The sequence below is a fragment of the Paludibaculum fermentans genome (assembly GCF_051172195.1).
GTDB classification, from domain to species: domain Bacteria; phylum Acidobacteriota; class Terriglobia; order Bryobacterales; family Bryobacteraceae; genus Paludibaculum; species Paludibaculum fermentans_A.
Genome location: NZ_JBPJAQ010000001.1, coordinates 1,619,669 through 1,644,642 on the forward strand (window position 1 = coordinate 1,619,669; position 24,974 = coordinate 1,644,642).

The window sequence follows — 24,974 nt, forward strand, 5'->3', positions numbered from 1 at the left end:
ATCCCGGATTTGAGCTACACTATCAGGAGATAGCTATCTCGAGACGTACTCGCGGCCGCCCCTCCACCAGACTCGGGGGCGGTCGCATTTTTTTGGCTGAAACGGTACGGAATGCGCCCTGACCGGCAGCGATTTGCCAAATGAGAGCCCTGCTGGCGTGCGTGGTCTATAATCGGAATCTGGGAGCATGTTGCACACGCCATGGAGGAATTGATCAAGAAACTGCAGGCGGAGATTACGACGCTCGAATATGAGCTTCGGAATGAACTGCCCAAAGAGATTCTGAAGGCGCGCGCGCACGGTGATCTGAAAGAGAACGCCGAGTTTCATGCGGCCAAAGAGCGCCAGCGCTATGTCGATGCCCGTCTCGCCCAGCTGAAGAAGCGGCTGATGGATTTCTCCCTCATCGACATGACCAAGATTCCGCACGACAGGGTGGGCCTCGGGTCCACGGTCGTGGTGCTGGATCTCGATAAGGAAGAAGAGGTTACCTACAAGATTGTGGCCAGTGAGGAATCGGACGCGGCAAAGCGGATGATCTCGACCAGCTCGCCAATCGGGCGCGGGCTACTGGGCAAACAGGTGGGTGATGAAGTGGCGATTCCGAGCCCTGGCGGGGTGAGGAAGATGGAGATCCTTCAACTGACGACGATTCACGACGTTGTTGAATAGGATGGATTGAGAAGGCAAAGCTCATGACGTACACCCGCGCGATCGGCATTGGAGCGGGGAAAATTCTGTACTGGATTGTGCGCATGCTCGCGCTGTCGCGCATCCACCCGAATGTCCTGACGTTCATCGGACTGCTGATCAATATTTACGCGGCTGTACTGCTGGCATCAGGCAAGTTTTTCTACGCCGGGCTGGTGATTATCGGCGCGGGCCTGTTCGACATGGTCGATGGACGCGTCGCCCGCGAGACGCAGCAAGTGACGCGATTCGGTGCATTCTTCGACTCGGTCATGGACCGCTATTCCGACTTGGCGCTGCTGATGGGCCTGCTGGTCTACTACGCCAACATCAACCGCAATTTCTATGTCGTCCTGACCGCCGTGGTGATGACGGCGTCGGTGATGATCAGCTACACGCGGTCGCGGGCCGAGAATGTGATCCCTTTGTGCAAGGCAGGTTTCCTGGAACGGCCTGAGCGGATTGTGCTGCTGATCATCGGCGCGCTGTTCGACCGCATGGCGCCCGTTCTGTGGGTGATCGCGGTATTAGGCAACATCACGGTCATTCACCGCATGATGCACACCTGGGACGTCACCAAGGCGATGGATCTCGCCGCGGAACAGGACGCCAGACAGGCCAAAGAGATGTCAGCCAGCACGGCCGGCCACTAAACAGAAAAAGGGCGGCTCGCCGGCCGCCCTGCAGTCCTCAGCGCCTTGCCGGCGCGTCAATCCTCAAGTATTAGAAACGCCTGTCCATACTGCGCGGTGTGGGTCAGGGAAAGATGGGCGTGCTTGACGCCCATGCGCTCCGCTATCCGTTGGGCTACGCCGTGGAAAGTGATCGTGGGCCGGCCCGAAGGCAGGTTGGTGACCTCGAAGTCCTGCCAGGTGATGCCGTGGCGCCACCCGGTCCCAATCGCCTTCATCCCGGCCTCCTTAGCGGCAAACCGGGCGGCGTAGCGCTCATACTTGTTGGCCTTGCGGGCCACATAGGCCCGCTCCTTCTCGGTATAGATCCGGTTGAGGAACCTGTCGCCATAGCGCTCGATGGAGGCCTTGATGCGATCCACTTCCGCCAGATCAATGCCGGTGCCTAGGATCATTACTGGTTCTCCTGCTCCTGTTGGGCTCCACCCCGGCCGCCGCCTCCTGTGTAGCGGAAGACGGCGTTGAGGAAGGCCACGTTCAGACCGTCCATGTAGGCGCGGAAGTTGGGATCGGAGGTGAACCCGACCACCACTCCGCGGCCTTCACTCTGCATCGTGAGGAAGGGCTTGTAGGCGAGCTGCTTGCGGTTCTCCTCCCACAGATAGCCGGAAGCGACCAGTTCGTTCGGTCCGGCATAGAGAATGGGGTTCGTGCCGCGGTCGACCTTCGCCGGGGAGTAGATGGCGCGGCCGTCGACCAGCACATAGAGCGTCTCGGGCAGGCCGGCGGTGATCCAGGTCTCCGGATCCACCTTGGCGCGCACCAGCACGCCGGCCACTGAATCGGGCAGTTCCCGGTCAGCCCGGATGGCTTTCTCATAGTCCTGCATGTTGTTGAAAATCTTGCCCGGAGCCGGCCCGGCTCCTGCGGGACCCGCGGCCGGCGGAGCCCCCGCGGCCGGAGTAGTCGACCCTGCGCCTACGCCTGCGCCGCCCGCGGCTGGTTTGGCCGCATCGGCCGGACGCCCGGTGTCCTGGGCCAGGCCTTCCTGGGTGACACCCAACAGGCCCACCTGCGGGCTGGAGAGATAGGAGACCGCGGCGCCAATGCCCACCAGCACGCCCCCCTCGCGCACCCAGTTCTTCAAACGGTCGGTCACCATGGGCGAGAGGGCCCCCGCATAGCCGCCGCTGGGCAGGATCAGCACCTGGAACTTGTCGAGATCGAGCGCGCCCATGCTCGAAGTACGCACCACGGTGACCGGGTAGCCATACTGGCGCTCGAGCACAAAGCGCGTCTGGCCGGCCGAGGCGGACGAGGTGGGCGCATCCCACAACATCGCAATCGCGGGCTTCTTCACAGCCCCCACATAAGCGCTGCCGAAGTTCACGCCGTCTTCCACCCAGCCGGTGTTGGTGGCCACAGCCTCGGCGCCGCTGGCCGCGGCAATGGCGGCGACCTTCTCATGGACGCCCGCCGGATTCTGCTTGACCATCACGATCAGCGTGCCCGACGGATACTTCCGCCCGGCTTGCGTAAACGCCTTGTTGGCTGTCAGGACGCGCAGGTCGGCGCGCAGCGCGGCGGTGAGGAAGCGGCCCGCGGCCTGCGTGCCCCACGGCACGAGATAAGCCACCTCGGCGCGGCCCGAAACCGCACCATGCGGCTCATAGGCGCCCGTGACGGGTTCGAACGAGCCCTGCGATACCTCGGCGGCGCCGACGCAATCCACGTTGAACGACATCGGCAGGTTCCAGCCGGTGACGTCGTAGATCTGGTCGGCCAGCTTCTTCTTGCGGCGGCGCTCCTGCTCCTTCAGGAAGTCAGGCTCCATCGGCGTGTTGGGGTCGAGCAGCGCGTGGATGAAGCGTTTGCGCGGCTGGGCCAGGACGATCGTGTAAGAGCCGGCCGGGTAATCCTTGCCGCCGTTCTTGAACGCCGCCTTCGCTTGGCGGACTTCGATGCCGTGCTCGGCCAGGATGTGGGCCAGCTTGTCGACAGCGCCGGGGTCGCCTTGGCGGGGCAGGATGAATTCCTTGACCGGCTCCTTCTGGCCCTCTTCGATGGCGGTCACCTGATAGCGGTAGAAGCTGTCCAGCAGCTTCTCACGGTAGTCGAGCGCCGTTTCACAGGTCGCAATGGAACCCACGAAGTGCTTTTTGACACTCTCCTGGAAGGTGTACAAGGTCTCGTCGGAGCGGCGCAGCACCAGGCCGCGCACCGAGGCGTTCTCATACGTCATGCCCATGCCGCCGTAGAACCACGGCCACGAAGCGCCATACCCCGGGTAAAACTCGTCGTATACCTCGCGCGTAAAGTACGGCCAGCCGAACTTGTCAAACCACTTGGCGTCGTTCTTGCCAAACCAGTTCATCTGGTCTTTCTGATCCTGCGTCAGGTTCGGGTTGTACGGCAGCGAACCCGGCGTGAAGAAGTAGCTGGAGTTGCCGCCCATCTCGTGCAGGTCCACCTGCACCAGCGGCAGAAACTGGCGCAGGTACTGGATGCGGCCGCGCGTTTCGGGCTGCGTCACCGCGTGCCAGTCGCGGTTCATGTCGAAGAAATAGTGGTTGGTGCGGCCGCCGGGCCAGGGCTCGGCGCGCTCCGCAGCGACGGGACTCTCATCGGGCAGCAGGCCTTCATTCACCCGGAAGTTGTGGACGAACCGCTCGCGCCCGTCAGGATTCTGGATGGGGTCGATCAGCACGACGACGTTCTTGCGGACGTTGTCAATCATCTGGTCGCCGCGCGCCGCCAACAGGTGATAGGCCGTCATCATCGCCGCGTCGGGCGAGGAGATTTCGTTGCCGTGCACCCCATAGGAAAGGCTCAGGATCGAGGGCATGCCGGCCATCAGCTTCTTCGCCTCGGCGGCGGAGGTCTTGCGCGGGTCGGCCAGTTTGAGCTGCGTCGCTTTGATCTGCTCCAGGTTGCGAATGTTCTCCTCGCCGGAGATCACGGCGTAGATGAGCCGGCGGCCCTCCCACGACTTCGCATACTCGCGGATCTGGATGCGCGTCGGAGCGGCCGCGGCCAGCGCCTCGAAGTAGCGCACGATGTCACCGGGCGGCGCAATGCGCGTCCCTGGTTCATGACCCAGCACCTGCTGGATGGTGGGAATGGCTGGATCGTATTGCGCACCCGGCCAGAACTCGGCCTTTTGCGCGTGGAGGGAGAGTGCGAGGAGGGGGAGCGAGACCAATAACTTCCGCATAACTTACTTCACAGGATAGCGTCCGGAAGGCTGTGCGGTCTCTGCCCAGTGGAGGCTGCGGCGATCCTCCCTGCTGCCTTGGGGGGGTGGCAGGGAGGATCGCGGGCTTGCAGCGGGCTGATTATTGCGGGAACATGCCAGACCAGTTCAGCACCGGGATGGTGCTGAAGGCATGCTGCGGATTGAAGCGGAAGCCCAGCGCGGAGAGCCTCGTCGTGCTGCTCTCAAAGAGGATCGATCCGACCTTTCCCTGGGTGTCGGGGAAACGCTCCGGAATCGAAAACGCCGTCTGCGCGCCCTTGGCCAGGTCGATCGTGTCCGTCTTCACCGTATTGCCCTCGGTGTCGAGCAGGGTCACGAATACCTGGCTGTCGAGATTGGCGCCCGGGTTCACCAGCGCCATGCTGGTGACGAAGCCGTTGGTGTTGTCATACGGCATGATGAAGACATAGTCGTCATACGCGCTCAGCGGAACTAGTGCCTCAAAGTCCGGTGAGCCCCCAATGCTCTGCTTGAAGATCGCATAGCCGCCGATTCGCGCGTTGTTCGAATCGTAGGCGATTGAAGACCAGCCGGTCCGTAAGCCCGTACCCTGGTCGAGCAGTTTGATGTTGAAACTCGCACCGGGGTTCAGCGTTCCCTGCGCTGAACTGGTCGTCATTTGCTGTCCATCCGGAATCGATTGGAACGTCACGGTCATGGGCTGGCCGGCGGTATCGAAAAACGCCTGCGAAAAGGTGATGGGTGTGTTGGACAGATTCACCAGGACCAGCGTCGTCTCCCATCCGCCTCCGAACGCGAGATGGGGGAAGATCATGTCGGTGGGGCCGACATAGGTGAACTTGCCCGGATTTTGTGTTCCCGAGGCGGCTCGAAGGCCGGTGGGTGTTCTGGGTGATGCGGTGATCGTGTTCTCCGTGGGAGGCAGAGCCTTCAAGTCCTTCACTTGGCCAGCCGCGCCAAGCGGAGTGAGTACCGCAACAATGATGAGTGTTAAAACGTCATGCCGTTGCATGCGTTGAATATATACCACTCGGTAGGCGACAGGGAGACGAAGGAGTTCCGGCCCTTCGCGGTGGAATACACAGCGAATTTCGGGTCTGTTTGATTTGTCTTGACAGCTCCCCGCGTCCGGCGTATAACTAGTACAAAATCTGTACTACTATGACGAAGCCCAACGCAATCGATCCTTCAGACTTCCTTCCACTGCCGCCGCTGGCCTTCCACATCCTGCTCTGCCTCGGCGACGGGGAACGCCATGGGTATGCGCTGAAGCGGGAAATCGTGAAGCGCACGGAAGGGCGCTTGAATCCCGGCGCCGGGTCGCTCTACGGCACCATCCAGAAACTGGTGGACCAGGGCCTCATCGAGGAATCGGGCGAACGGCCGGATCCCCATCTGGATGACGAGCGGCGGCGCTACTTCCGCATGTCGGAACTGGGGCTGGCCGTGGCGCAGGCCGAGGCGGCGCGCATGCGGGCGCTGGTCGAACTGTCGGAAACGCGGTTCGGCCTGGGAGAACCCGCATGAATAGCGAGCGGCTGTACCGGGCGCTGCTGAAGCTGTATCCGGCGCGGTTCCGCGAGGAGTATGAACGGGAGCTGCTGAGGTCTTTCCGCGAAGATCGGGCGGAAGGCGCGCCCGTGGCGAAGTTCTGGCTGGGGACGCTCTGGGATCTCGCAGCGACCATACCGGCACGCCTGCTGGAAGAGGCGGCGCAGGATCTGCGGCATAGTGTGCGGGTGCATGCCCGCCGGCCTTTTGTGGCCTTGTTCGCCATAGCCGCGCTGGCGTTGGGGATTGGCGTGGCGACAGGCCTGTTCGGCGTGCTGGATTCGATGCTGTGGCGCACGCTGCCTTACGCCGAGCCGCAGCGGTTGGTCTTCCTGCACATGCTGCCGGGTTCGATGAGGCTGACAGAGTCGCCTGCGGCGCTGCACAGTTGGACGCGGCAGAGCCCCTATCTGAAAGCGGCCGCGGTGTATGCCAGCGATGAGTTGAACGTGGCCGGCGGTCCGCGTACGGTGCGCGTGCGGGTGTGCGAAACCTCGGCGAACCTGTTCGCGCTGATGGGCACGCCGCTGGCCTGGGGCCGCGGGTTTCTGCCCGAAGAAGAGACTCGTGGGCGGAACGACGCGGCCGTCATCAGCCATGCCATGTGGGATCAGGAGTTTGGTGGTGATCCGCGTGTGCTGGGGCGCACGCTCCGCATCAGCGGGACACCGTTCCGCATCGTGGGCGTGGCTCCGGCCGGGTTTAATTATCCGGATGGCGCCCAGGTGTGGACCCCCACGGTGTTCGAGTTTGAGCGCATCAGGAAAGAAGGCGTGATCTTCTGGCAGGTGATGGGGCGGCTCAAGGACGGGCTGCCGCTGCAGCAGGCCCAAGCCCTGTATCTGGCTGAAGCGGCACACCAGAGCCCCGGCCGGATGCAGGCGGACGAAGCGAACCGGCCCGCGCTGCGGACGCTGCAGGTGCAGTTGGCGGGTGCGGCCCGGAAGCCGTCCCTCGTCCTGTTTGGCGCGGTGCTCTGCGTCCTGCTCATCGCCTGCGGCAATGTGGCGAACCTCCTGTTGACCCGTGTGCTCGACCGGCGCCGCGAACTGCAGATCCGGGGGGCCCTGGGCGCATCGCGGGCCCGGCTGTTTCAGCAGTTGTTGTTCGAGAGCATGGCTCTCGCGTTGGCGGCGGGAGCGGCAGGGATCCTGGTCGCCCGGCTCGTCGCCCGCATCGCGGCGTCCCTGCAGCCCACCCTGGCCGAGGCGCCAGTCGATGGGCGCATGCTCGCGTTCGCGGTGGGCCTGTCCCTGCTGACCGGCCTCGTCTTCGGAGTGCTGCCCGCGTGGCATGTCAGCCGGCTCCAAACGTCGAATGAAGCGCTGCGGGCGGGTACGGCCCGCGTGCCGGTGGCCCGCCTCCGCGTGGCGCTCACCGCTCTGCAGGTGACACTGTCCCTCGTGCTGCTGGCCGGCGGCGTGAGCCTGGGCCGGACGTTCCTGGACATGCTGCGGGTGGATACCGGTTACCAGACAGCGCAGGTGGCCACCCTGCGGGTATCGGTGACCGGCACGCCCAGGGAGGACGCAACCAGGCGGCAGGCCTACTACCGCGAAGCGCTGGAACGGTTGCGATCGCTCCCTGGCGTGGAGTCGGCTGGGGCTGTGAACCTGCTGCCCCTCTCGCTGCAGCCCATCGGCATGGGACCGTGGTTCCTGGATGACGGGCGAAAGCTCGATGCGGCTGTCGGCGTGGTGGCGTCTGAACAGTACTTCGCCGCTTTGAGCACACCCATTGTGGCCGGCCGCGACCTCCGGCCCACCGACACCGCGGCGGCCGAACTGGTGGCCGTGGTGAACGAAACCATGGCGCGCAAGCTGGGTGGTCCGCAGGCCGCGCTGGGGCGATGGATCCATAATTCCGCCCAGGGGAAACCCCGCCGGATTGTGGGTGTCGTGAAGCCGGCCCTGCACTTCGGGCCGGGATCGGAGCCGCTGCCTCAGGTCTTCACGCCTCTCGGGCAGGCAGCGACGGCCAACCTCACTTTTGTGCTGAAGGCGCGCGGCCAGCTCGATCCCGTGATGGCGGCGGCGCGAGCGGCTCTGGCCAGTGTCGACCCGCAGGTGCCCGTTTTCGCCGTACAGAGCATGGATTCACACCTGGCCGAGCGGATGGCGAAGCCGCGGCTGTACACCGGCACACTCGTGTTCTTCGGCTGCTTCGCCGGGTTTCTGGCGATTCTGGGCTTGTACGCCACAGTCTCTTACTCTGTTTCGCAGCGCACGCAGGAGCTGGGTGTGCGGTTGGCTTTGGGCGGTACCCCGGCGCTGCTGCGGGGCTTGATCCTGCGGCAGTCCCTGCCGGTCGTGCTGGCCGCCCTGGCCGTGGGCACAGCCGCCGCTTTGGCCCTGGGCCGCATCCTGGCGGCACTGGTCTACCAGGCAAAGGCCGTCACCTGGCAGGATTGCGCGGCCGCCGGGCTCGGCCTCATCGTGATCGCCGGCCTGGCTATCCTGCTGGCCGCGCGGCGCATCTCCAGCCTGAATCCGGCGCAGGTCTTGCGTCCCGAGTAGCCTTCCCGGGTACACTGTCCTTCGTGACGCATCCGCTCATCTATACAGCTCCACTGCGGCTGGGGCCGGCGGTCCAGGATGAGTTGTTCCGGCGCCTGGTGCGGTCGCGCGATTATCTGGCGGCGGGCTTCGGCGAGCCGCTGCGCCTGCACGATGCCGCGCGCGAGGCGTGCCTCTCGCCTTATCACTACCAGCGCATGTTCCGCCGGACGTTCGGCGAATCGCCGCTTGAGTTTCTGACTCGGTTGCGGATGGACGAGGCCAAGCGCCTGCTGGCCCGCGACCACCTGGCGGTGACCGAGGTCTGCTTCGCCGTGGGCTACGAAAGCCTGGGTTCGTTTAGTACTCGCTTCCGCAGCCTGGTGGGGCAGGCCCCCTCGGCCTATCAGCGATCGTTGCGGCGCGTCTTCCCTGTGCCCGGACTGGCTGTCCATCGCCTGGTGCCGGCCTGTTTTCTGCAGTTCTGGGGCGCTCGCGTTTTCTAGCGGTTACTCGTTTCTCAGCGCCACCTGCGGATCGATCTGCGCGGCGCGGCGCGCCGGCAGGAAGCTGGCCGCGGCTCCTACCAGCAGCAGTGTGCAGAGGCTCGCCGCCAGCGTGAGCGGGTCGCCCGGTTTGACGCCGAAGATCTGGTTCTCCACCAACCGGGAGGCCGCCAGGGCGGCCGGCAGGCCGATGACGGCTCCAGCGCCAATCAGCACCAGCGATTCCTTCAACACCATCCACGGGACGTGGCCGCGCGGAGCGCCCAGCGCCATGCGGATGCCAATCTCGTTGGTGCGCCGTGTGACGGCGTAGGCAAGCGTCCCGTAGAGTCCGACGGCGACCAGAATCATCGCCAGGCCGCTGAATACCGTGCACAGGACGGCGAACAGCCGCTCCTCACCCAGCCCGTCGCGGAGCAATTCAGTCTGTGTCTTGGGCTCGACCAGCGGTACGCCTGGATCGAGGCCCCGCATGGCGCCGCGGATGGCGTTCAGGACGGCAGCCGGATCGCCCGCCGTCCGCACTTCGAAGTGCATCTTGCTCACCGATTCCGGAATGGCCGGGTAGCTGATGTAAGCCGTGGGATTCACCTCGCCGCGCACGCTGCCGTACTTGGCATCGCCCACGACGCCGATGATCTCGATCGCCTCGGCGGCGTTGTACTCCTCACTCATTGAGAAACGGTGGCCCACCGGATTCTGATTCGGAAAGTAGCGGCGGGCCATCGCCATATTGACCACCGCGACTTTGCGGGCCAGCCGGATGTCTGCCCAGTCCAGGTCACGGCCCTGGATCAGATTCATGCCCATGGTGCGGGAGTAGTTGGGCCCGGCAGTGTTCCAGGTCAGGGAGCGCGAGGGCTTTGCCTCACTGGCCGGAGCCGCGGAATCGGCGGACGCATCCGAATTGTTGGTCCAGCCTGAGAGCAACGCCAGCCCGGACGAGGTGGCCGACTCCACACCGGGCAGCGGCTGGATCGACTCCAGCGCGCGGTGGTAGAACTCCACCCGGCGGTTGCCGCTGTATGCGGTGCGCGGCGGATCCAGGGAGAAGACGAGCAGATTCTCGCTGCGGAACCCAAGGTCCTGCGATTCGAGGTTGCCGAGCGTCCGCAGGAACAACCCCGCCCCGAAAAGCAGCAGCACGGAAAGGGCGACCTGACCGGCTACTAGCGCCGAGCCCAGGTTCAGGCGCCGGACGTGCATCGTCACACCCTCCTGGATGCGTGTGGAAACATTGGTGCGTGTCGCGCGAAACGCGGGCGCGAGTCCAAACAGGATGCCCGTGAGCAGGGAGAGCCCCAGGCAGAATCCCAGCACCGTGCCATCCGGCCGCACGTCCAGCGAAAGCGCCCGCGTGTCCCGGTCCAGCAGGACAAGGCCATGGCTACCCCAGAAGGCGACGAGGACGCCCAGGCCGCCACCGACCAGGGCGAGCAGCACCGATTCGGTTAAGTATTGGCGGATGAGGCGGCCGCGCATGGCGCCCAGGGCGAGGCGGACACTGGTTTCCCGCTGCCGCGCCGTGGCGCGGGCCAGCAGCAACATGGCCACATTGGCGCAGGCGATGAGCAGAACCAGTCCCGTGGCCGCCAGCAGCAGCTGCAATGGCCGGGAGAGGCGGCTGCGTAGATTGTCCAGGCCCTTGCCGGCGTCCGTCAGCTCCAGATGCGGCAGGATCTCCGGCTTGAGGTCCGCCGGGGCGCCGGAAGCCAGGATCTGCCGGAAGCGGGCGTCCAGTTGAAGTTGAGCCTGCTGTGCGGTGACACCGGGCTTCAGGCGGCCCATCAGCATGCACCACCACCATGTGCGGTCGCTGAACATCCGGCTGGCTTTGGGCGAAGTGTTGCCCCAGGGGGCCAGGCCGGGCAGGTCGCGCAGGGGGAGCCAGAACTCGGGTGGCTGGGCCGCATTCACTCCAAAAAAGTCCTGGGGCGCCACGCCGATGACGCTGAAAGGCTGTCCGTTCAATGAAATGCGATGGCCAATCACGCCACGGTCGCGCCCAAACTGGCGCGTCCAGTAGCCATGGCTCAGGACGGCCACGTTGGGCGCACCCGGCTTGAGGTCGTCCTCCGAAATGGCGCGGCCGATGACAGGCGCGACGCCGAGGCCGCGGAAATAGTTGCCCGAGACCATCTCACCGCCCGCGGTGGACGGTACGCCGTCGATATTGACGGTGAGGCCATGCCGGTCGAAATTCATCGGCACAAACGCGAAGAGCTCCGACAGCCCGCCGCCGCTGTCCTGCAGTTCCTGCAGCATGTAGTGCGGGAAAGAAGCACGCTGGAAGCCGGAATTGCTGTGGCGAATGGTCCTGGGCAATTTGGAGTCGCCCTGGAAGCGAAGCTGGACCAGTTGTTCCGGCTGGGCGACCGGCAGGTGGCGGATCAGGACGGCGTTCAGGACGCTGAACAGGGCGGTAGTGGCTCCGATGCCCAGGGCGAGGCAGGCGACGGCGGTGAGGGTGAAACCCGGCCGGCGCCGCATGCCGCGAAAGGCGTAGCGGAGATCCTGGAAGAACGCCTCGACTACGGGCAGGCCTCGCTGGTCGCGATACGATTCCTTGACTGACTCGAGGCCGCCCAGTTTCAACACCGCGGCGCGGCGGGCGTCGGCCGGATTCATGCCGCGTTTGATGTTGTCCGCGGTGAGCAGTTCGATATGTGATTCGAGCTCCTCGGCCAGATCCTCATCGCGGCGGCGGCTGGGGAGCAGGCCTTTGAGGCGGCTCCAGGAGCGGCGTAAAGCCTTTCGATTCATTGTTTTGCTCCTGGTGCGGAGAGGAAGCGGGCCATAATCGAAGTGGTGGCCTCCCAATGCAGTTGCTCTGTGCGGAGTTCCCGGCGGCCTTCTTCGGTGAGGTGGTAGAAACGCGCCTTGCGGTTGTTCTCCGAGAGACCCCAGTCGGAAGCGATCGAGCCTTCCTGTTCCAGCTTGAGCAGCACGGGGTAGAGGGTACCGTGGTTCACCGAGAGCAGGTCTTCGCTGATCTGTTCAATGCGGCGGGCAATGCCATAGCCATGCTGCGGACCCATCATGTCCAGTGTTTTCATCACCATGAGGGCGAGCGTACCCTGCCAGACGTCATTTTTGTCTTTCATCTCAATCTCCGCTGGGAATCCCACAAGAAGAATACGGCGGTTCTTGTGGGAAAGCAATAGGAGGTGGCGGAGATAGAGGTTAATTTTTGGAGATACTCACCCCGGGCGCATCACTAGTTACACTAGGAAGCGCGCTTCTTGACAAGCGCTGCTATACTGTAAGAGTTTTCACTAGTCACCAAAGGAGGCCCCCGGAAGGCCATGGCTCTCGAAGAGAAGGAAAAACAGCGGCTGCTGAGTGTCACGCTTGGCAATATTGAGAAGCAATTCGGCAAGGGCACCATCCAGCGGTTGGGCTCACACGATGCCATCGTTCCCGTCGGCGTCATCTCTTCCGGGTCGGTCTCCGTGGATCATGCGCTGGGCGTGGGCGGTTTCCCGCGTGGGCGCATCATCGAAGTCTACGGGCCGGAATCTTCCGGTAAGACCACCCTCGCGCTGCAGGCTGTAGCCCAGGCGCAGAAGGTGGGCGGCATGGCGGCGTTCGTCGACGTGGAGCACGCGCTGGATCCCATCTATGCCCGCAAGCTCGGCGTGGACGTGGACAATCTGCTGGTTTCCCAGCCGGATTATGCTGAGCAGGCGCTGGAGATCACCTCGGCCCTGATCAGTTCCAACGCCATCGACATCATCGTAGTCGACTCGGTGGCGGCCCTGGTGCCGAAGGCCGAACTCGATGGCGAAATGGGCGACTCGTTCATGGGCGTGCAGGCGCGGCTGATGTCGCAGGCCATGCGCAAACTGACGGGCAACGTATCCAAGTCCAACACCTGCCTGATCTTCATCAACCAGATCCGCGAAAAGATCGGCGTCATGTTCGGCAACCCGGAAACCACCACCGGCGGCCGCGCGCTGAAGTTCTACTCCAGCGTACGCATCGACATCCGGCGCATTGCGGCGATCAAGGACGGCGAGGCCGTCGTCGGGAACCGGACCAAGGTGAAGGTGGTCAAGAACAAGCTGGCTCCGCCCTTCCGCGAAGCCGAGTTCGACATCATGTACGGCGAGGGCATCAGCCTCATCGGCGACCTCATCGACATCGGTGTCGAGCACAACATCGTCGAGAAGAGCGGATCGTGGTACAGCTTCTCCAGCGAACGCATCGGCCAGGGCCGCGAAAACGCCAAGCAGTTCCTGCGCGATCATCCGGAAACGCTGGTGAAACTCGATCAGATGGTGCGTGAGGTTCTCGGGTTGTCGAAGCTGCCGGACGCGGTAGAGCCCACCGTCACGCCGGAGCCTGCTGCTGCCGCCAAGACCGGCCGCGGCTCCAAGAGCTAGATCAATAAGTTAGAACGCAAAAACAACAGCTGTCGTTTTGGCGCGCGGACGAGAAAGCGCCTAAACGACAGCTGTTGTTTTAGTACCAGAGCTGAGACTTGAACCGGCCGGCAGCCTGCTGGCCTGCCGAACTTACGGATTCGTGACGTCGGTCGTGATCGAACGTTCGCGTACGTTCATGTAGACTTTTTCCCACGCACGATGAGCGGGATGGTCGGCGTAGGTCTGAAAGGCGGCTTCGTTTTCAAACTCGATTACGAAGGCGTCGGTGACTGGCCGCAGCTTGATGCTGCCGTCGGCCTGCTTGTAAGGGTAGTTGCCCTGGACGCTGGAACCTTTCAGCCACACATTGCGGATGCCGGGGATGTCCGCGGCCATGCGTTCGATGCCTTCGAGAACTTCCTTCTTCTGCTCATCCGTGGTGCCGTCCTTATACAGCAGCGTGACGATGTGCAGAACCGATTTGGGCTTGTTGTACTTGTTGGCGGCCACTCCGATTGCGGCGCCGAGGAGCACCACGAAGAGCGTGGCGCATATCATCTTCTTCCAGTCACTCGACAATTGCATCCTGACTTTCCCTTTTGACAGTGAGTCCTGACCAATCTTCGCAGATTACAATCGAGTTGGCAGGGTTTCTCGGATCATACTTCACTCCGACGGCACCAATCAACCGATCGGGGAAGAGGGGAAGAAGAGTTCGGATGGCGGAAACGTCCTGCGAGGCGAAGTACATCACGCCCCGCAGTTCGTACTGATAGTGAATGAGATCCTCGCCCGCCTCGGAGATGACCCCTTCGACAGTACGGCGGCTTCGATTCACGAAGACGCGGCGACGGCGCTCCTTCTCCACCGGCGTGAGACGCCGCTGAAAGATGACATAGACGGCCAGGGCAACCAGGACCGCCGTCGCAACGAGTCCGATCAAATAACGAGGATCTCGAATAAGCACTCTTTATCTTCCGGCCGGCGCCTCCTGGAACGCTTTGGCGTAATCCTTCAGGAACTGATCCAGGCCCTTATCGGTCAGCGGATGGTTGAACATCTGATCCAACACCTTGAAAGGCATGGTTCCGATGTGTGAACCGGCTTCGGCGGCCTGCACAACATGCAGGGGCGACCGAAGCGAGGCGGCGAGCACCTGCGTTTTGTAGCCGTAGTTGGCGTAGATTTTGCAGATGTCACGGATGAGGGTCATGCCTTCGAGCCCGATGTCGTCGAGACGCCCGACAAAGGGGCTGACGCACCACGCTCCGGCTTTCGCGGCCAGAATCGCCTGGCTGGGCGAGAAGCAGAGAGTGACGTTGACGCGGATGCCTTCTTTCGAAAGCGTCGAGCAGGCTTGGATGCCGGCCCGGGTCAAAGGACACTTCACGATGATGTTCTTGTGCAGTTTGGCCGCTTCGCGACCTTCCCGCAACATGCCATCGACGTCAGTGGCGATGACCTCCGCGCTAACAGGACCATCGACAATTTCACAGATCTTGCGAATCTGTTCCTGTAAGGGAATGCCTTCTTTCGCGATGAGCGAAGGATTGGTGGTGACGCCGTCGACGACGCCCCAGGCCGCACCCTTCTTCAATTCATCGAGATTAGCGGTGTCCAGAAAAAACTTCATACCGGCCCCTCCTGTCTGAAGTCTTACTACTTACTCTGCCACGATGGAATTTTCGAGGATCCCAAGTCCCGGAACTTCCACTTGGATCACATCACCCGGTTGAACCGGGCCGACGCCGGGCGGGGTGCCAGTGGCAATGAGATCACCCGGCTCGAGCGTCATGAACTCTGTTACGAACTGTAGAATAGCACCCACGCTGAAAATCATATCCGTGACGGGAGCGTCCTGTTTGACCTCTCCGTTCACTCGGGTCGTGACACGAAGTGATTTAAAATCAATCTCTTCGCGAGGAACCCAGCACGGCCCCACCGGACAAAAGGTATCGAATCCTTTGCCGCGGGTCCACTGGCCATCCTTCTTCTGAAGATCACGCGCCGTCATGTCGTTGACGATGGTATAGCCGGCGATGTAGCCGTCGGCTTCCTCCTGTTTGATGCGGCGGGCGCGCCGTCCGATGATGATTCCGACTTCGCCTTCAAACGACACCAGTTGGGAGATTCTTGGGTAGACCACCTCGCCCAGGTGGCCATTCAGCGAAGACGGAGGCTTCATGAAGATGAGCGGCTCCGTCGGCACCGCATTGCCGAGCTCCTTGGCGTGTTCCGCATAGTTCCGCCCCACACAGACAATTTTGGTGGGCGAAACGGCCGGCAACAGGCGGGCCTGGGCCAGCGGCAGCGTGCGTCCCTCGGCGAGGAGGATCTGATCGTCCTGAAGGATTCCGCGGAGGACGCCGGGATGCGAGTCCGGTGCGCTAATGGGCACGGCGGGCTCGCGGGCAATACGAACGTAACGCGTCATTAAAGACTATGGTGCGACATTCGGGGACGGTTCGTCACCCCAGTTTGGGTTAGGGTACGGCGATCTCGACCGCGGCGCTGGGGTCGCTGGTGTTGCCGAGCTCGTCGACGGCGGCGACAGCATAGCGGTACTTCTTGCCGCTCTCCACCTTGCTGTCGTTGAAGTTGGGGCTGGTGCCGAGGTCGGCGATCTTCGCGAGTGCCGCGCCGCCTTCGGCCCGAAAGACAACGTAGGATTTGAGGTCGCTCTCCTGGTTGCGGTCCCAGTTGAGGTCGACAGCTTTGATCCCCGCCACGGCAGTGAGTCCGGTGGGGATGCCTGGCGCGAACTTGTCCTCGTACTTCAACGAAGCGGTGGGCGAAACTTCACTTTCGGCCTCTTCCTTCTCGTTAATTTTGAGAACCTGCTGCAAGGTGTAGCCGTAAGTCTTGCCAAACTCCGCGTTCGGGTCGAGCCACGAGGGACCGCCCGCATTGCCCAGGACAGTGGGCTCCTTCTCCCCTTCCGCCAGCCGCCAGACACGCCATTCCGTGCCGGGGGCGGTGTGCTCGTCCTTCCATTCCAGGTAGATGCCTTTGGCCGTGGCCACAGTGGTGAGTCCGGCCGGCACCGAGAGCGTGGGCACGATGCGCAGGGTGACCAGGTTCGACCAGCTGGACGAACGGCCCTTCGGTCCGGTGGTGCGGACGGCGAAGATAATCTCCTTGCCGGTGAAGCCGGCCGTGGGGATGGTGAGCTCCTTCGGAGTGATGGAAACGTCACTCACCGGAATCTTGCGGGCCGCCTCGGCCCAGCGATTCACTTCAAAGCCGCCCTGGATGTTCTCGCCCGCGCGCAGGTCAATGGCGGCAAAGGACTTGAGCAGAATGTCCTCGGTCGTCTTCGGATTGGGCGTGAACGCCAGCACTATATTGGCGCCGCGCTGGACCCCGCGCAAATCCTGTATCGGCAACGGGATGTCCAGCGCCGGCGGCTTGGGGTCGCCAACATAGCCGCACCCGGAAAGGGCAAGGGTCAGGACTGCGAGGGCGGCGAACGGGCGCATTACAGAATGTACCGGCTCAGGTCCTGGTCGGCCACAATGTCGGCCAGTTGACGGCGCACAAACGCCGCGTCCACCTTGACCTTCTTCTTCTTCAGATCGGGGCCTTCAAAGCTGATCTCCTCGAGCAGTTTCTCGAGGATGGTGTGCAGGCGGCGGGCGCCGATGTTCTCGCTCGACTCGTTCACCTGGGTGGCAAAGCCGGCGATCGCGCGGATGGCGTCGTCACCGAACTCCAACTGAATCCCTTCCGTTTCGAGCAGCGCGGTGTACTGCTTGATCAGGGCATTCTTCGGCTCGGTGAGGATCCGCACAAAGTCATCCTCGTTGAGGGACTTGAGCTCGACGCGGATCGGGAAACGGCCCTGCAGCTCCGGAATCATGTCCGACGGCTTGGAGACGTGGAACGCTCCGGCGGCGATGAACAGGATGTGATCCGTCCGGACAAAACCGTAGCGGGTGTTGACCGTGGTGCCCTCGACGATGGGCAGGATGTCGCGCTGTACGCCCTCGCGGGAGACGTCGGGTCCGTGGCCGCCTTCGCGGCCGGCAATCTTGTCGATTTCGTCGAGAAATAGGATTCCGTTGCGCTCCACACGCTCGATGGCGAGGCGCGTGACCTGATCCATATCGACCAGGCGACCCTCTTCCTCTTGCGTGAGGTATTCGAAGGCCTCGGCCACTCGCAGTTTGCGCTTGGTGGTACGGCCGCCGAACAACTGGGGCAGGAACTCGCGCAGGTTCATGTCCATGTCTTCGTTGCCGGTGTTGGAGAAGACTTCGAAGGACGGGGCGCGGTCTTTGACGTCGATCTCGACAATCTTCTCGTCGAGACGGCCGGCGCGCAGCTTCTCGCGCATCTTTTCGCGGGTTTTGTCGGCGGTTTCGCTGGGCTCGGGCGTAGGCGGCAGCAGGATGTCGAGCAGGCGCTCCTCGGCTGCCTCTTCGGCGCGATCGGCTACTTCTTCGAGCTTTTCTTCGCGGACCATGTCGATGGCGACCTCGACCAGGTCGCGGATCATCGATTCCACGTCGCGGCCGACATAGCCGACCTCGGTGAACTTGCTGGCTTCCACTTTGAGGAACGGCGAGTTGGAGAGCTTGGCCAGGCGGCGGGCGAGTTCCGTCTTGCCGACGCCCGTGGTGCCGATCATGAGGATGTTCTTCGGCATCACCTCTTCGGCCATCTCGGGGTCGAGCTTCTGGCGGCGGATGCGATTGCGCAGGGCAACGGCGATAGCGCGTTTGGCATCCGCCTGGCCGATCACATATTTATCGAGGGCGGCGACGATCTGGCGCGGAGTGAGCTCGTCCAGCAGGGGCTCGTCGCGGTTGGCGTCGCCGGGCAGGTAGATGACCATGCTTAGCCGAGCTCCTGGTAGCTGATGTTGCTGTTGGTGTAGATACAGGTTTCGGCGGCGATGATCATGGCCTTCTCAACAATTTCCCGCGCCGTGAGCTTGGTGTTCTCCAGCAGCGCGCGCGCGGCCGCCTGGGCGAAAGGCCCACCGCTGCCGATGGCCATGCAGTCGCTATCAGGCTCGATGACATCGCCATTGCCGCTGAGAATATAGATGTTGGTGGCGTCGGCGACAAGCAGAAGAGCTTCCAGGTGTCGCAGCATCTTGTCGGTCCGCCAGTCCTTGGCGAGCTCGACGGCGCTGCGCGGCAGATTGCCGTTGTGTTGTTCGAGTTTGGCTTCGAAGCGGGCGAAGAGAGAGAAGGCGTCAGCCGTGGAGCCGGCGAATCCAGCCACGATCTTATCCTTGTGCAGACGGCGGAGTTTGTTGGCTTTCGCCTTCAACACCTCGCTGCCCAGGGTCACCTGTCCGTCTCCGGCCATCACGACTTTGCCGTTGCGGCGGACCACCAATATAGTGGTCCCGTGGATGCTATTCGTCATCAGGTCTCAACCACCTCCAGTGTAGCGCGGAGGGTTGTATACTTCTGTTCGCATGGCAATCGGGTTCATTGGCACAGGCAAAATGGGCGCAATGCTGGTTCGCGCACTGCTGCGAGCCGAGCGTCCGGTGGATGAAGAGATCTGGGCGAGCAACCGTTCCCAGGAGAAATTGGAGGATCTGCAACTGCACTATCCGCGGCTGCGCACCGGCACCAACGCGGAGTTGGGCCAGGAGTGCGAGACGCTGTTCCTGTGCGTCCGCCCGGGCGACACCGCCCAGGTGCTGGAAGAGGTCAAACCACTGCTGACCAGCCGCCATCTGCTGGTGAGCATCTCCAATGTCGTGGAGTTGGACCGCCTGGCGGCCACCACCCCGTGCCGTACGGCGAAAGTGATTCCCTCCTTTACGCAGTTTGTTCACGGCGGCGTCAGCCTGCTGATCCCCGGTCCGCGAAGCACCGAGAAAGATCTCGCCTACCTGCGCGATTTGCTCGAGCGTTTGAGCCGCACGGAGCAGATCGAGGAGTCGCAGAGCCGGGCAGCGACCAACGTGGTGAGCTGCGGGCCGGCCTTCCTGGCCAGATTCTGTACCGAGTGGGCCGCGGCGGCCTACGAAATGCAGCCCGACATCTCACTGGTGCAATGGGAATCGCTGGTGTGGGATACGGTGCGCGCGGCGGCCGATCTGCCGAAAGCCGGCATCGACGGCCGCGAGATGCTGGAAGAAGTCAGCACGCCGGGCGGCATGACCTATGAAGGACTGCTGGCCATGGATGCGGTGCTACCGGAAATGTGGCGTGAGGTGATGCGCCGGACGATGGAGCGGGAGAAGGTGTTGAAGGCGGCGTTCACGTTGTAGGCAGGCGGGTGAGCCCGGGGCCGCATGCATACACCTGCTCCGCGCTTATTCCAGGAAGAAGGCCATCCTCAGGGCTGACGCTAGCGTGGCCCGATCCTCCTGCACCAGTGCGCCGATCCGGCGGGCCATCTCGCTCTTCGCCAGTACTGTGAGCTTGTGAATGCGCATGGTGGAGGGGCTGTTGAGGCCGGCTTCGCGCCACTGTACGATCGGCACGTCGTAGTCCGAGGTGCGGGATCGAGAGGTGATGGGCGCAGCGACGAAGTCGTCGTCATCGGCATCCAGGAGAACTATGGCCGGCCGCACTTTGCCGCCCGGCGTCTGGTGATAGTCAATCCGTATCAGGACGACTTCACCTGGTCGAAGTGTCATCAATTAGCGATTCGTAAATCTCGTCTGCATCCGCATACGCAGCTTCGAACTGGCGGCGGCCAGTTTCGCGCCAAGCCGCATCATCCTGGAGCGAAGCCCACGAGATGACAACCCGAACCTGCGCTCCAGGGGGTACCTGAGCTGCTATTTCGGGAGGAACCGCGATGCGGCCCTCAGTAATCTCGCAATTGAAATCCATGGTTTCTGGTTCCATGCGGGCACCTGAGCCCATCATCTCATAGCCCGCGTCAGGGAGGGCTCAGCGCGCCGCCGGCCGGATCCGCGTGCGCCACAATTCCGCGAAGAGAGTGAACGCGGCCGGCATACGCTTCCCGGCAAGGCAGCGGACTACTTCCACGGCGAACCAAAGGAAATAGATCGCGGTCACAATCCAGTGAATGTGGCCGGCAATCATCCCCCAGGCGCCCGGACCGGGCTGCACCGGCGACAGGATGAACTGGATGAACCACAGGCCCAGCAGAGCGCCTGCTTCCCACCAGGTGAGCATCATATTGACCAGGAAGATCATCCCCACCAGCGACTGCCCGATCGTCATCAGCAGCTCGAGCTCCTGCTGGGAGTCGAACGTGATGGCTGACGGCGTCCCGCGGCTGATGGAGTAAATCACCGGCAGCATCGCGGCCAGCAGCGTCCACTGGTTGATGTTGGAACTCACCATGTTCATCAGGGCCATCGGCGCACGGTCAATGGTGCGGGCCCAGTAAAAGGCCGAAACCTTCTCAGGGAATTCGCTCACGAACGGCGCTACCCACTGCACAAAAACAAAACTGGGGATGCCGAGAACCGCCGACAGCGCCAGCAGGCTGCCCAGGAACGGCTCCGCGCAGAAGTAGATCAGGGCGCCGCCCGCCGAAAACAGGGCGAAGATCAGGAAGGTCCGGACCCGGGGGCTGGATTCCACCACGGCGCGCGGAATACGGTCCAGGTCCTCAATCCCTTCCGCTTCCTGCGGCGGCAGTTTGGACAGGACCATCAAGTAAGCAACGTAGAGGGCAACCAGCACCACGGCGTCCAACAGATTCAGCGAAGACTTGGCCCAGATGACGGTCACGTAGACCAGCGGCGCGAGCAACCCCACCACCTCGACGCAGTGTTCATCCGCCAGGTGGATCGCATTCAGTGCCTTCTTATACTTAATGCGGTGGAACGCGGCGGCTGTGAAGTAAATCAGCGGCCAGCCCAACCCGGTGAGCAGGCGAAGCGCTCCGGTCAGGTTGGCCAGCAACAGCGGAACTTGCTGCTTCCAGGCCAGTACCGCTTCCACCGCGAACTCCGGCAGGGTCTGCAGCCAGGCCAGGATCGCGAGGGCAAATCCCTGGGCAATGTAGAACTGGGCGGATTCGGCAGCCCAGGCGATGAGCATCGCGGCGAGCAGGATGGCGGGGGCCGCCCATAGGGCCGTGGAGGGGCCAACCTGCATGAGTTCCAGCGACGTGAGTAATAGAAAGGCGCAAGCCGGAGCCGTAACAGTGTTGCGTCTATTCAAAATTCACCTCGCGCTGGCTGATCCGGATCCTGGAGTGCTTTTCAAAAGCATCCACTCTCTTAGGATAGTCGGATCGGCGGTGCGCCCCGCGACTTTCTTCGCGGGCGCGAGCACAGCGCGCAATTAACTGCGTGAGGGTGTGAATGTTCGCGACTTCAATATCGGCCCGGGCAACCTGGCGCTTGCGCGCGGCAGGCATGCCCCCCAGGATCGTCAACGCCGTGGTCAAACCGTCGCCGTTGCGGATGATTCCGCAGAAGTCCGTGGCGATGCGGCGGACGATTGCCTCTTTGGTTTGAGGGATTTCCAGCGGTTCAAAGCGCACACCGCGCAGGCGGGCCGTACTGTTGGAATCCACAATCGACTGCCCTGCCCGGGCGCCAAAAACGACACCTTCGAGTAAAGAATTCGAGGCCAACCTGTTGGCGCCGTGGACCCCGGTGCAGGCCACCTCCCCGGCGGCCCAAAGCCCGGGACTGGAGGTGCGGCCGTCAAGGTCGGTCCACACTCCGCCCATGGAATAGTGCGCGGCGGGGTGGACCGGCGCTGCTTCCTGATCCAGGTCGATGCCGTACTGCAGGCAGGTGCTGTAGATGCGGGGAAAGCGATTCTTGACGAAATCCGGTCCGCGGCCCGACAGATCGAGGAAGACGTGCGGGGTCTTCTCACGGCGCATCTCTTCCACAATGCAGCGCGAAACCACGTCGCGCGGCGCCAGTTCGCCCATCTCGTGGTACCGGCGCATGAAGCGTTCGCCCTTGGAATTCAACAGATGGGCGCCTTCGCCGCGCAGTGCCTCGGAGAGCAGGAAGCGGGGCGCGCCCTCGACATGCAGCGCCGTGGGGTGGAACTGGATGAACTCTATATCGGAGATCGTAGCTCCGGCGCGCCAACCCATGGCGACTCCGTCTCCGGTGGCCACATCCGGGTTCGTGGTGTCCGTGAAAACCCGGCCCAGTCCTCCGGTGGCCAGCAGCACGGCCTTGGCGGAGATCGGAATCAGCGAGCCTGAGTTCTCGTCCAGGGCCACCGCGCCCACAACGTTACCATCCTGGACCAGCAGGTCCACTACCGCCGAGAAGCTGCGGAACGAGACATTCTCCAGCGAAGCGGCCTTGTGGTACAGAGTCCGAGCGATCTCTTTGCCGGTGGAATCGCCGTGCGAATGCAGCACCCGGCTGCGCGAGTGCGCCCCTTCGCGGGCGAAAACGAGGCGGCCGCCCTCTTTGTCGAACTCGGCGCCCCAGTCCATCAGTTGCTGGATGGCTCCGGGCCCTTCTTCGACCAATACGTGAACCGCCTGGCGGTTGCACAGCCCGTCGCCGGCGGCCAGCGTGTCGGACTCGTGCAGATCCACCTCATCGTCGTCACTCAGGGCAACGGCAATGCCGCCCTGGGCATATTCCGAGGAAGATTCGCGCAGGCTGTCCTTGGCGACTACCAGCACACGGCCCGCCGGAGCGAGCGCAATGGCGGCGCGCAATCCGGCGACACCGGCGCCTACAACCAGGTAGTCAGTCTGAATCAAGTCTGAGATCGCGCTGATAACTCCCATGGTACAACGAAGATATGCCTGCCTTTGCCGTGACAACAACGGCGCACCGATATGAAGCAACTGTAGAGCGTGGAGTCCTCCGCCGGCTGCGCGATTTTCTCCCCGCCAGGCATGGGAAAGTCTTTGTCGTGGCCACCGACGACGTGTGGGCCCTGCATGGTCCGGCCGTGGCGTCGGGTCTGGATGGGAAGGACTGGCACCGCCTGGTGTTCCCCGGTGGTGAAGAGCGCAAACGGCTGTCCTCCGTCGAATCAATGGCCGACCGTATGGTGGAACTCGGCGGCGACCGGTCCAGCCTGGTGGTCGCCTTCGGCGGCGGCATCGTCAACGATCTCGGCGGTTTCCTGGCTGCCATCTACATGCGCGGCATCCCGGTCATCCAGATCCCCACCACCCTGCTCTCCCAGGTGGACGCGGCCGTTGGCGGCAAGACCGGAGCCAACCTCGTCGGCGGCAAGAACCTCATCGGTTCGTTCCACCAGCCGCTGGCCGTCCTGACCGATCCCGACGTCCTGGCCACCCTGCCGGAGCGGGAATACCGCGCCGGACTCTTCGAAGTGATCAAGCACGGCGTCATCGCCTGCGAGCCGCTCTTCCGCCTGATGCAGAACGAACAGCCGCGCGTCATGGCGCGCGAACCCGGGGCCGTCGAACAGATGGTGGCCGAAAGCGTCCGCATTAAGTGCGAAGTGGTCACCGCGGACGAGAAAGAGATGGGCCTGCGCAAGATCCTCAACTTCGGCCACACCGTGGGCCACGCCATGGAAGCCGAAACGAAATACGCGCACTTCCTGCATGGCGAAGCCGTGGGCCTGGGCATGATCGCCGCCACCCACCTCTCGCGCCTGGCCGGCCGCCTCAGCGAGGACCACTCCTCGGAAATCATTGATGTGGTGAACGCCTATGGCCCGTTCCCCTCGACTGCGCCGCTCAGCGTGGATAACCTGATGCCGAGGCTGGTCAAGGACAAGAAGGCGATTCAGGGAACAGTCCATTTCGTGCTCGCGACGGGCATCGGGTCGACCGAAGTGGTGCCGGGGCTGCCCGCGGACCTGGTCCGCGAGGCCATCGGGTTGACGCTCGCATGACAGCACCCAGGGGGACGACACCGCAGGGCACGGTGACCGAGGAACAAGCGGCGCAATACGTGCGCGGCATGTTCGGACAGGTCGCCGGCAAGTACGATCTGCTGAATCATCTGCTGTCGTTCCAGGTCGACCGCTACTGGCGCGGCACCACCGTGCGGCGCGTCGAGCACATCCTGCGCCGGCCCGGCATGAAGGTGATGGACCTCTGCTGCGGCACCGGCGACCTGCTGCTGGCGCTGGAGGAGCGGGCGTCGGAACAGACCCTGGTCCTCGGCAGCGATTTCTGCCACCCCATGCTGGTGGCGGCCTCCGTCAAGGCGGGTCAACGCAAGGCATTCACCCCGCTGTTTGAAGGAGATGGACTGCGGCTGCCGCTGGCCGACAAGTCACTCGACTTAGTGACAGTGGCCTTTGGTTTCCGCAACTTTGCGAACTACCGGAAAGGACTCAAGGAGTTGCGCAGGGTGCTGAAGCCCGGTGGCATGCTGGCCATCCTGGAATTCTCCACCCCTCCCAACCCCGTCATCCGCGGAGTGTATGGCCTCTACTCGCGCCGCATCCTGCCGGCCATCGGCGGCCTGGTCTCCGGTTCGAAAGAAGCGTATACCTACCTGCCGGAATCCGTCCGCAAGTTCCCCGGAGCCGAGTCGCTAGCCGCCGAAATGGAAGGCGCCGGCTACACCCGCGTGAAGTTCGAACGCATGACGTTCGGGGTGGTCGCGCTCCACACCGGCCTGTCGGGCTGACCAGGGCGGT

At 63.2% G+C, this 24,974-nt stretch carries 24 protein-coding genes; 9 read left to right on the plus strand and 15 right to left on the minus strand.

Going from position 1 to position 24,974, the window contains the following annotated elements; all coding sequences use genetic code 11:
• The first annotated feature begins 201 nt into the window (after window positions 1–201).
• Complete coding sequence (locus ACR9Y2_RS06570; RefSeq protein ID WP_194447452.1) at window positions 202–672, plus strand: GreA/GreB family elongation factor; 471 nt, start codon at window positions 202–204, stop codon at window positions 670–672.
• A gap of 23 nt (window positions 673–695) precedes the next feature.
• Entirely contained in the window at window positions 696–1,343 is a 648-nt protein-coding gene (locus tag ACR9Y2_RS06575; RefSeq protein ID WP_435040257.1) for a CDP-alcohol phosphatidyltransferase family protein, read from the plus strand.
• Window positions 1,344–1,399: 56 nt separating this feature from the next.
• Here ACR9Y2_RS06575 and ACR9Y2_RS06580 read toward each other — a convergent pair whose 3' ends face one another.
• The 3 genes from ACR9Y2_RS06580 to ACR9Y2_RS06590 all read right to left on the minus strand — a co-directional run bounded on the left by ACR9Y2_RS06580 (window position 1,400) and on the right by ACR9Y2_RS06590 (window position 5,551).
• Entirely contained in the window at window positions 1,400–1,777 is a 378-nt protein-coding gene (locus ACR9Y2_RS06580) for a holo-[acyl-carrier-protein] synthase (RefSeq protein ID WP_435040258.1), read from the minus strand.
• A complete protein-coding gene (locus tag ACR9Y2_RS06585; RefSeq protein WP_435040259.1) occupies window positions 1,777–4,536 on the minus strand; it encodes a M14 family metallopeptidase in 2,760 nt (919 codons plus the stop codon). Before ACR9Y2_RS06585 ends, ACR9Y2_RS06580 begins: the two co-directional genes overlap by 1 nt.
• A 121-nt stretch (window positions 4,537–4,657) precedes the next feature.
• Entirely contained in the window at window positions 4,658–5,551 is an 894-nt protein-coding gene (locus ACR9Y2_RS06590) for a hypothetical protein (RefSeq protein WP_435040260.1), read from the minus strand.
• Between the two features lie 149 nt (window positions 5,552–5,700).
• Between ACR9Y2_RS06590 and ACR9Y2_RS06595 the strand changes: the two genes are divergently transcribed.
• From ACR9Y2_RS06595 to ACR9Y2_RS06605, 3 genes are read left to right on the plus strand one after another with little or no spacing between them, the layout of a single operon-like run.
• Complete coding sequence (locus ACR9Y2_RS06595) at window positions 5,701–6,066, plus strand: PadR family transcriptional regulator (RefSeq protein ID WP_435040261.1); 366 nt, start codon at window positions 5,701–5,703, stop codon at window positions 6,064–6,066.
• Window positions 6,063–8,606, plus strand: coding sequence for an ADOP family duplicated permease (locus ACR9Y2_RS06600; protein ID WP_435040262.1), 2,544 nt, complete (start codon window positions 6,063–6,065; stop codon window positions 8,604–8,606). The genes ACR9Y2_RS06595 and ACR9Y2_RS06600 overlap by 4 nt, the downstream gene beginning before the upstream one ends.
• A gap of 23 nt (window positions 8,607–8,629) precedes the next feature.
• A complete protein-coding gene (locus ACR9Y2_RS06605; RefSeq protein WP_435040263.1) occupies window positions 8,630–9,091 on the plus strand; it encodes a helix-turn-helix transcriptional regulator in 462 nt (153 codons plus the stop codon).
• Between the two features lie 3 nt (window positions 9,092–9,094).
• On the opposite strand, the gene ACR9Y2_RS06610 is transcribed toward ACR9Y2_RS06605, so the two are convergent.
• Together ACR9Y2_RS06610 and ACR9Y2_RS06615 are read right to left on the minus strand one after the other, a co-directional pair.
• Entirely contained in the window at window positions 9,095–11,854 is a 2,760-nt protein-coding gene (locus tag ACR9Y2_RS06610; protein ID WP_435040264.1) for an ADOP family duplicated permease, read from the minus strand.
• Complete coding sequence (locus ACR9Y2_RS06615) at window positions 11,851–12,195, minus strand: PadR family transcriptional regulator (RefSeq protein ID WP_435040265.1); 345 nt, start codon at window positions 12,193–12,195, stop codon at window positions 11,851–11,853. The genes ACR9Y2_RS06610 and ACR9Y2_RS06615 overlap by 4 nt, the downstream gene beginning before the upstream one ends.
• 201 nt (window positions 12,196–12,396) lie before the next feature.
• Between ACR9Y2_RS06615 and recA the strand changes: the two genes are divergently transcribed.
• Window positions 12,397–13,476 carry a recombinase RecA gene (gene recA, locus ACR9Y2_RS06620; RefSeq protein WP_435040266.1) on the plus strand — a complete coding sequence of 360 codons (1,080 nt, stop codon included), beginning with the start codon at window positions 12,397–12,399 and terminating at the stop codon, window positions 13,474–13,476.
• A 132-nt stretch (window positions 13,477–13,608) separates the two neighbouring features.
• Here the strand turns inward: recA and ACR9Y2_RS06625 are convergent, their stop codons facing one another.
• The 7 genes from ACR9Y2_RS06625 to hslV are packed head-to-tail and all read right to left on the minus strand — an operon-like array spanning window position 13,609 to window position 18,837.
• A complete protein-coding gene (locus tag ACR9Y2_RS06625; protein WP_435040267.1) occupies window positions 13,609–14,043 on the minus strand; it encodes a Dabb family protein in 435 nt (144 codons plus the stop codon).
• Window positions 14,027–14,401: a hypothetical protein gene (locus ACR9Y2_RS06630; protein WP_435040268.1), complete on the minus strand. Its 375-nt coding sequence runs from the start codon at window positions 14,399–14,401 to the stop codon at window positions 14,027–14,029. Before ACR9Y2_RS06630 ends, ACR9Y2_RS06625 begins: the two co-directional genes overlap by 17 nt.
• A 27-nt stretch (window positions 14,402–14,428) precedes the next feature.
• On the minus strand, window positions 14,429–15,091 hold the full coding sequence (gene fsa, locus ACR9Y2_RS06635; protein WP_435040269.1) for a fructose-6-phosphate aldolase: 663 nt from the start codon (window positions 15,089–15,091) through the stop codon (window positions 14,429–14,431).
• A 30-nt stretch (window positions 15,092–15,121) separates the two neighbouring features.
• Window positions 15,122–15,892, minus strand: a complete 771-nt coding sequence (locus ACR9Y2_RS06640) for a fumarylacetoacetate hydrolase family protein (RefSeq protein WP_435040270.1) — start codon at window positions 15,890–15,892, stop codon at window positions 15,122–15,124.
• A gap of 49 nt (window positions 15,893–15,941) precedes the next feature.
• Complete coding sequence (locus ACR9Y2_RS06645; RefSeq protein WP_435040271.1) at window positions 15,942–16,937, minus strand: fibronectin type III domain-containing protein; 996 nt, start codon at window positions 16,935–16,937, stop codon at window positions 15,942–15,944.
• Complete coding sequence (gene hslU, locus ACR9Y2_RS06650; RefSeq protein ID WP_435040272.1) at window positions 16,937–18,295, minus strand: ATP-dependent protease ATPase subunit HslU; 1,359 nt, start codon at window positions 18,293–18,295, stop codon at window positions 16,937–16,939. The genes ACR9Y2_RS06645 and hslU overlap by 1 nt, the downstream gene beginning before the upstream one ends.
• Window positions 18,296–18,297: 2 nt before the next feature.
• Complete coding sequence (gene hslV, locus ACR9Y2_RS06655; RefSeq protein ID WP_435040273.1) at window positions 18,298–18,837, minus strand: ATP-dependent protease subunit HslV; 540 nt, start codon at window positions 18,835–18,837, stop codon at window positions 18,298–18,300.
• Window positions 18,838–18,889: 52 nt separating this feature from the next.
• Between hslV and ACR9Y2_RS06660 the strand changes: the two genes are divergently transcribed.
• On the plus strand, window positions 18,890–19,696 hold the full coding sequence (locus ACR9Y2_RS06660; protein WP_435040274.1) for an NAD(P)-binding domain-containing protein: 807 nt from the start codon (window positions 18,890–18,892) through the stop codon (window positions 19,694–19,696).
• A 45-nt stretch (window positions 19,697–19,741) separates the two neighbouring features.
• Here ACR9Y2_RS06660 and ACR9Y2_RS06665 read toward each other — a convergent pair whose 3' ends face one another.
• The 3 genes from ACR9Y2_RS06665 to nadB all read right to left on the minus strand — a co-directional run bounded on the left by ACR9Y2_RS06665 (window position 19,742) and on the right by nadB (window position 23,103).
• Window positions 19,742–20,068 (minus strand): type II toxin-antitoxin system PemK/MazF family toxin, encoded by a 327-nt coding sequence (locus tag ACR9Y2_RS06665; RefSeq protein WP_435040275.1) that lies wholly within the window; start codon window positions 20,066–20,068, stop codon window positions 19,742–19,744.
• A 259-nt stretch (window positions 20,069–20,327) separates the two neighbouring features.
• Window positions 20,328–21,575, minus strand: coding sequence for a hypothetical protein (locus ACR9Y2_RS06670; protein WP_435040276.1), 1,248 nt, complete (start codon window positions 21,573–21,575; stop codon window positions 20,328–20,330).
• The gene (nadB, locus tag ACR9Y2_RS06675; RefSeq protein WP_435040277.1) at window positions 21,568–23,103 is read right to left on the minus strand and encodes an L-aspartate oxidase; all 1,536 of its coding nucleotides are present in this window, start codon (window positions 23,101–23,103) and stop codon (window positions 21,568–21,570) included. The genes ACR9Y2_RS06670 and nadB overlap by 8 nt, the downstream gene beginning before the upstream one ends.
• 41 nt (window positions 23,104–23,144) lie before the next feature.
• Between nadB and aroB the strand changes: the two genes are divergently transcribed.
• The gene (gene aroB, locus ACR9Y2_RS06680) at window positions 23,145–24,218 is read left to right on the plus strand and encodes a 3-dehydroquinate synthase (protein ID WP_435040278.1); all 1,074 of its coding nucleotides are present in this window, start codon (window positions 23,145–23,147) and stop codon (window positions 24,216–24,218) included.
• Entirely contained in the window at window positions 24,215–24,964 is a 750-nt protein-coding gene (gene ubiE, locus ACR9Y2_RS06685; protein WP_435040279.1) for a bifunctional demethylmenaquinone methyltransferase/2-methoxy-6-polyprenyl-1,4-benzoquinol methylase UbiE, read from the plus strand. Before aroB ends, ubiE begins: the two co-directional genes overlap by 4 nt.
• Window positions 24,965–24,974 lie beyond the last annotated feature (10 nt).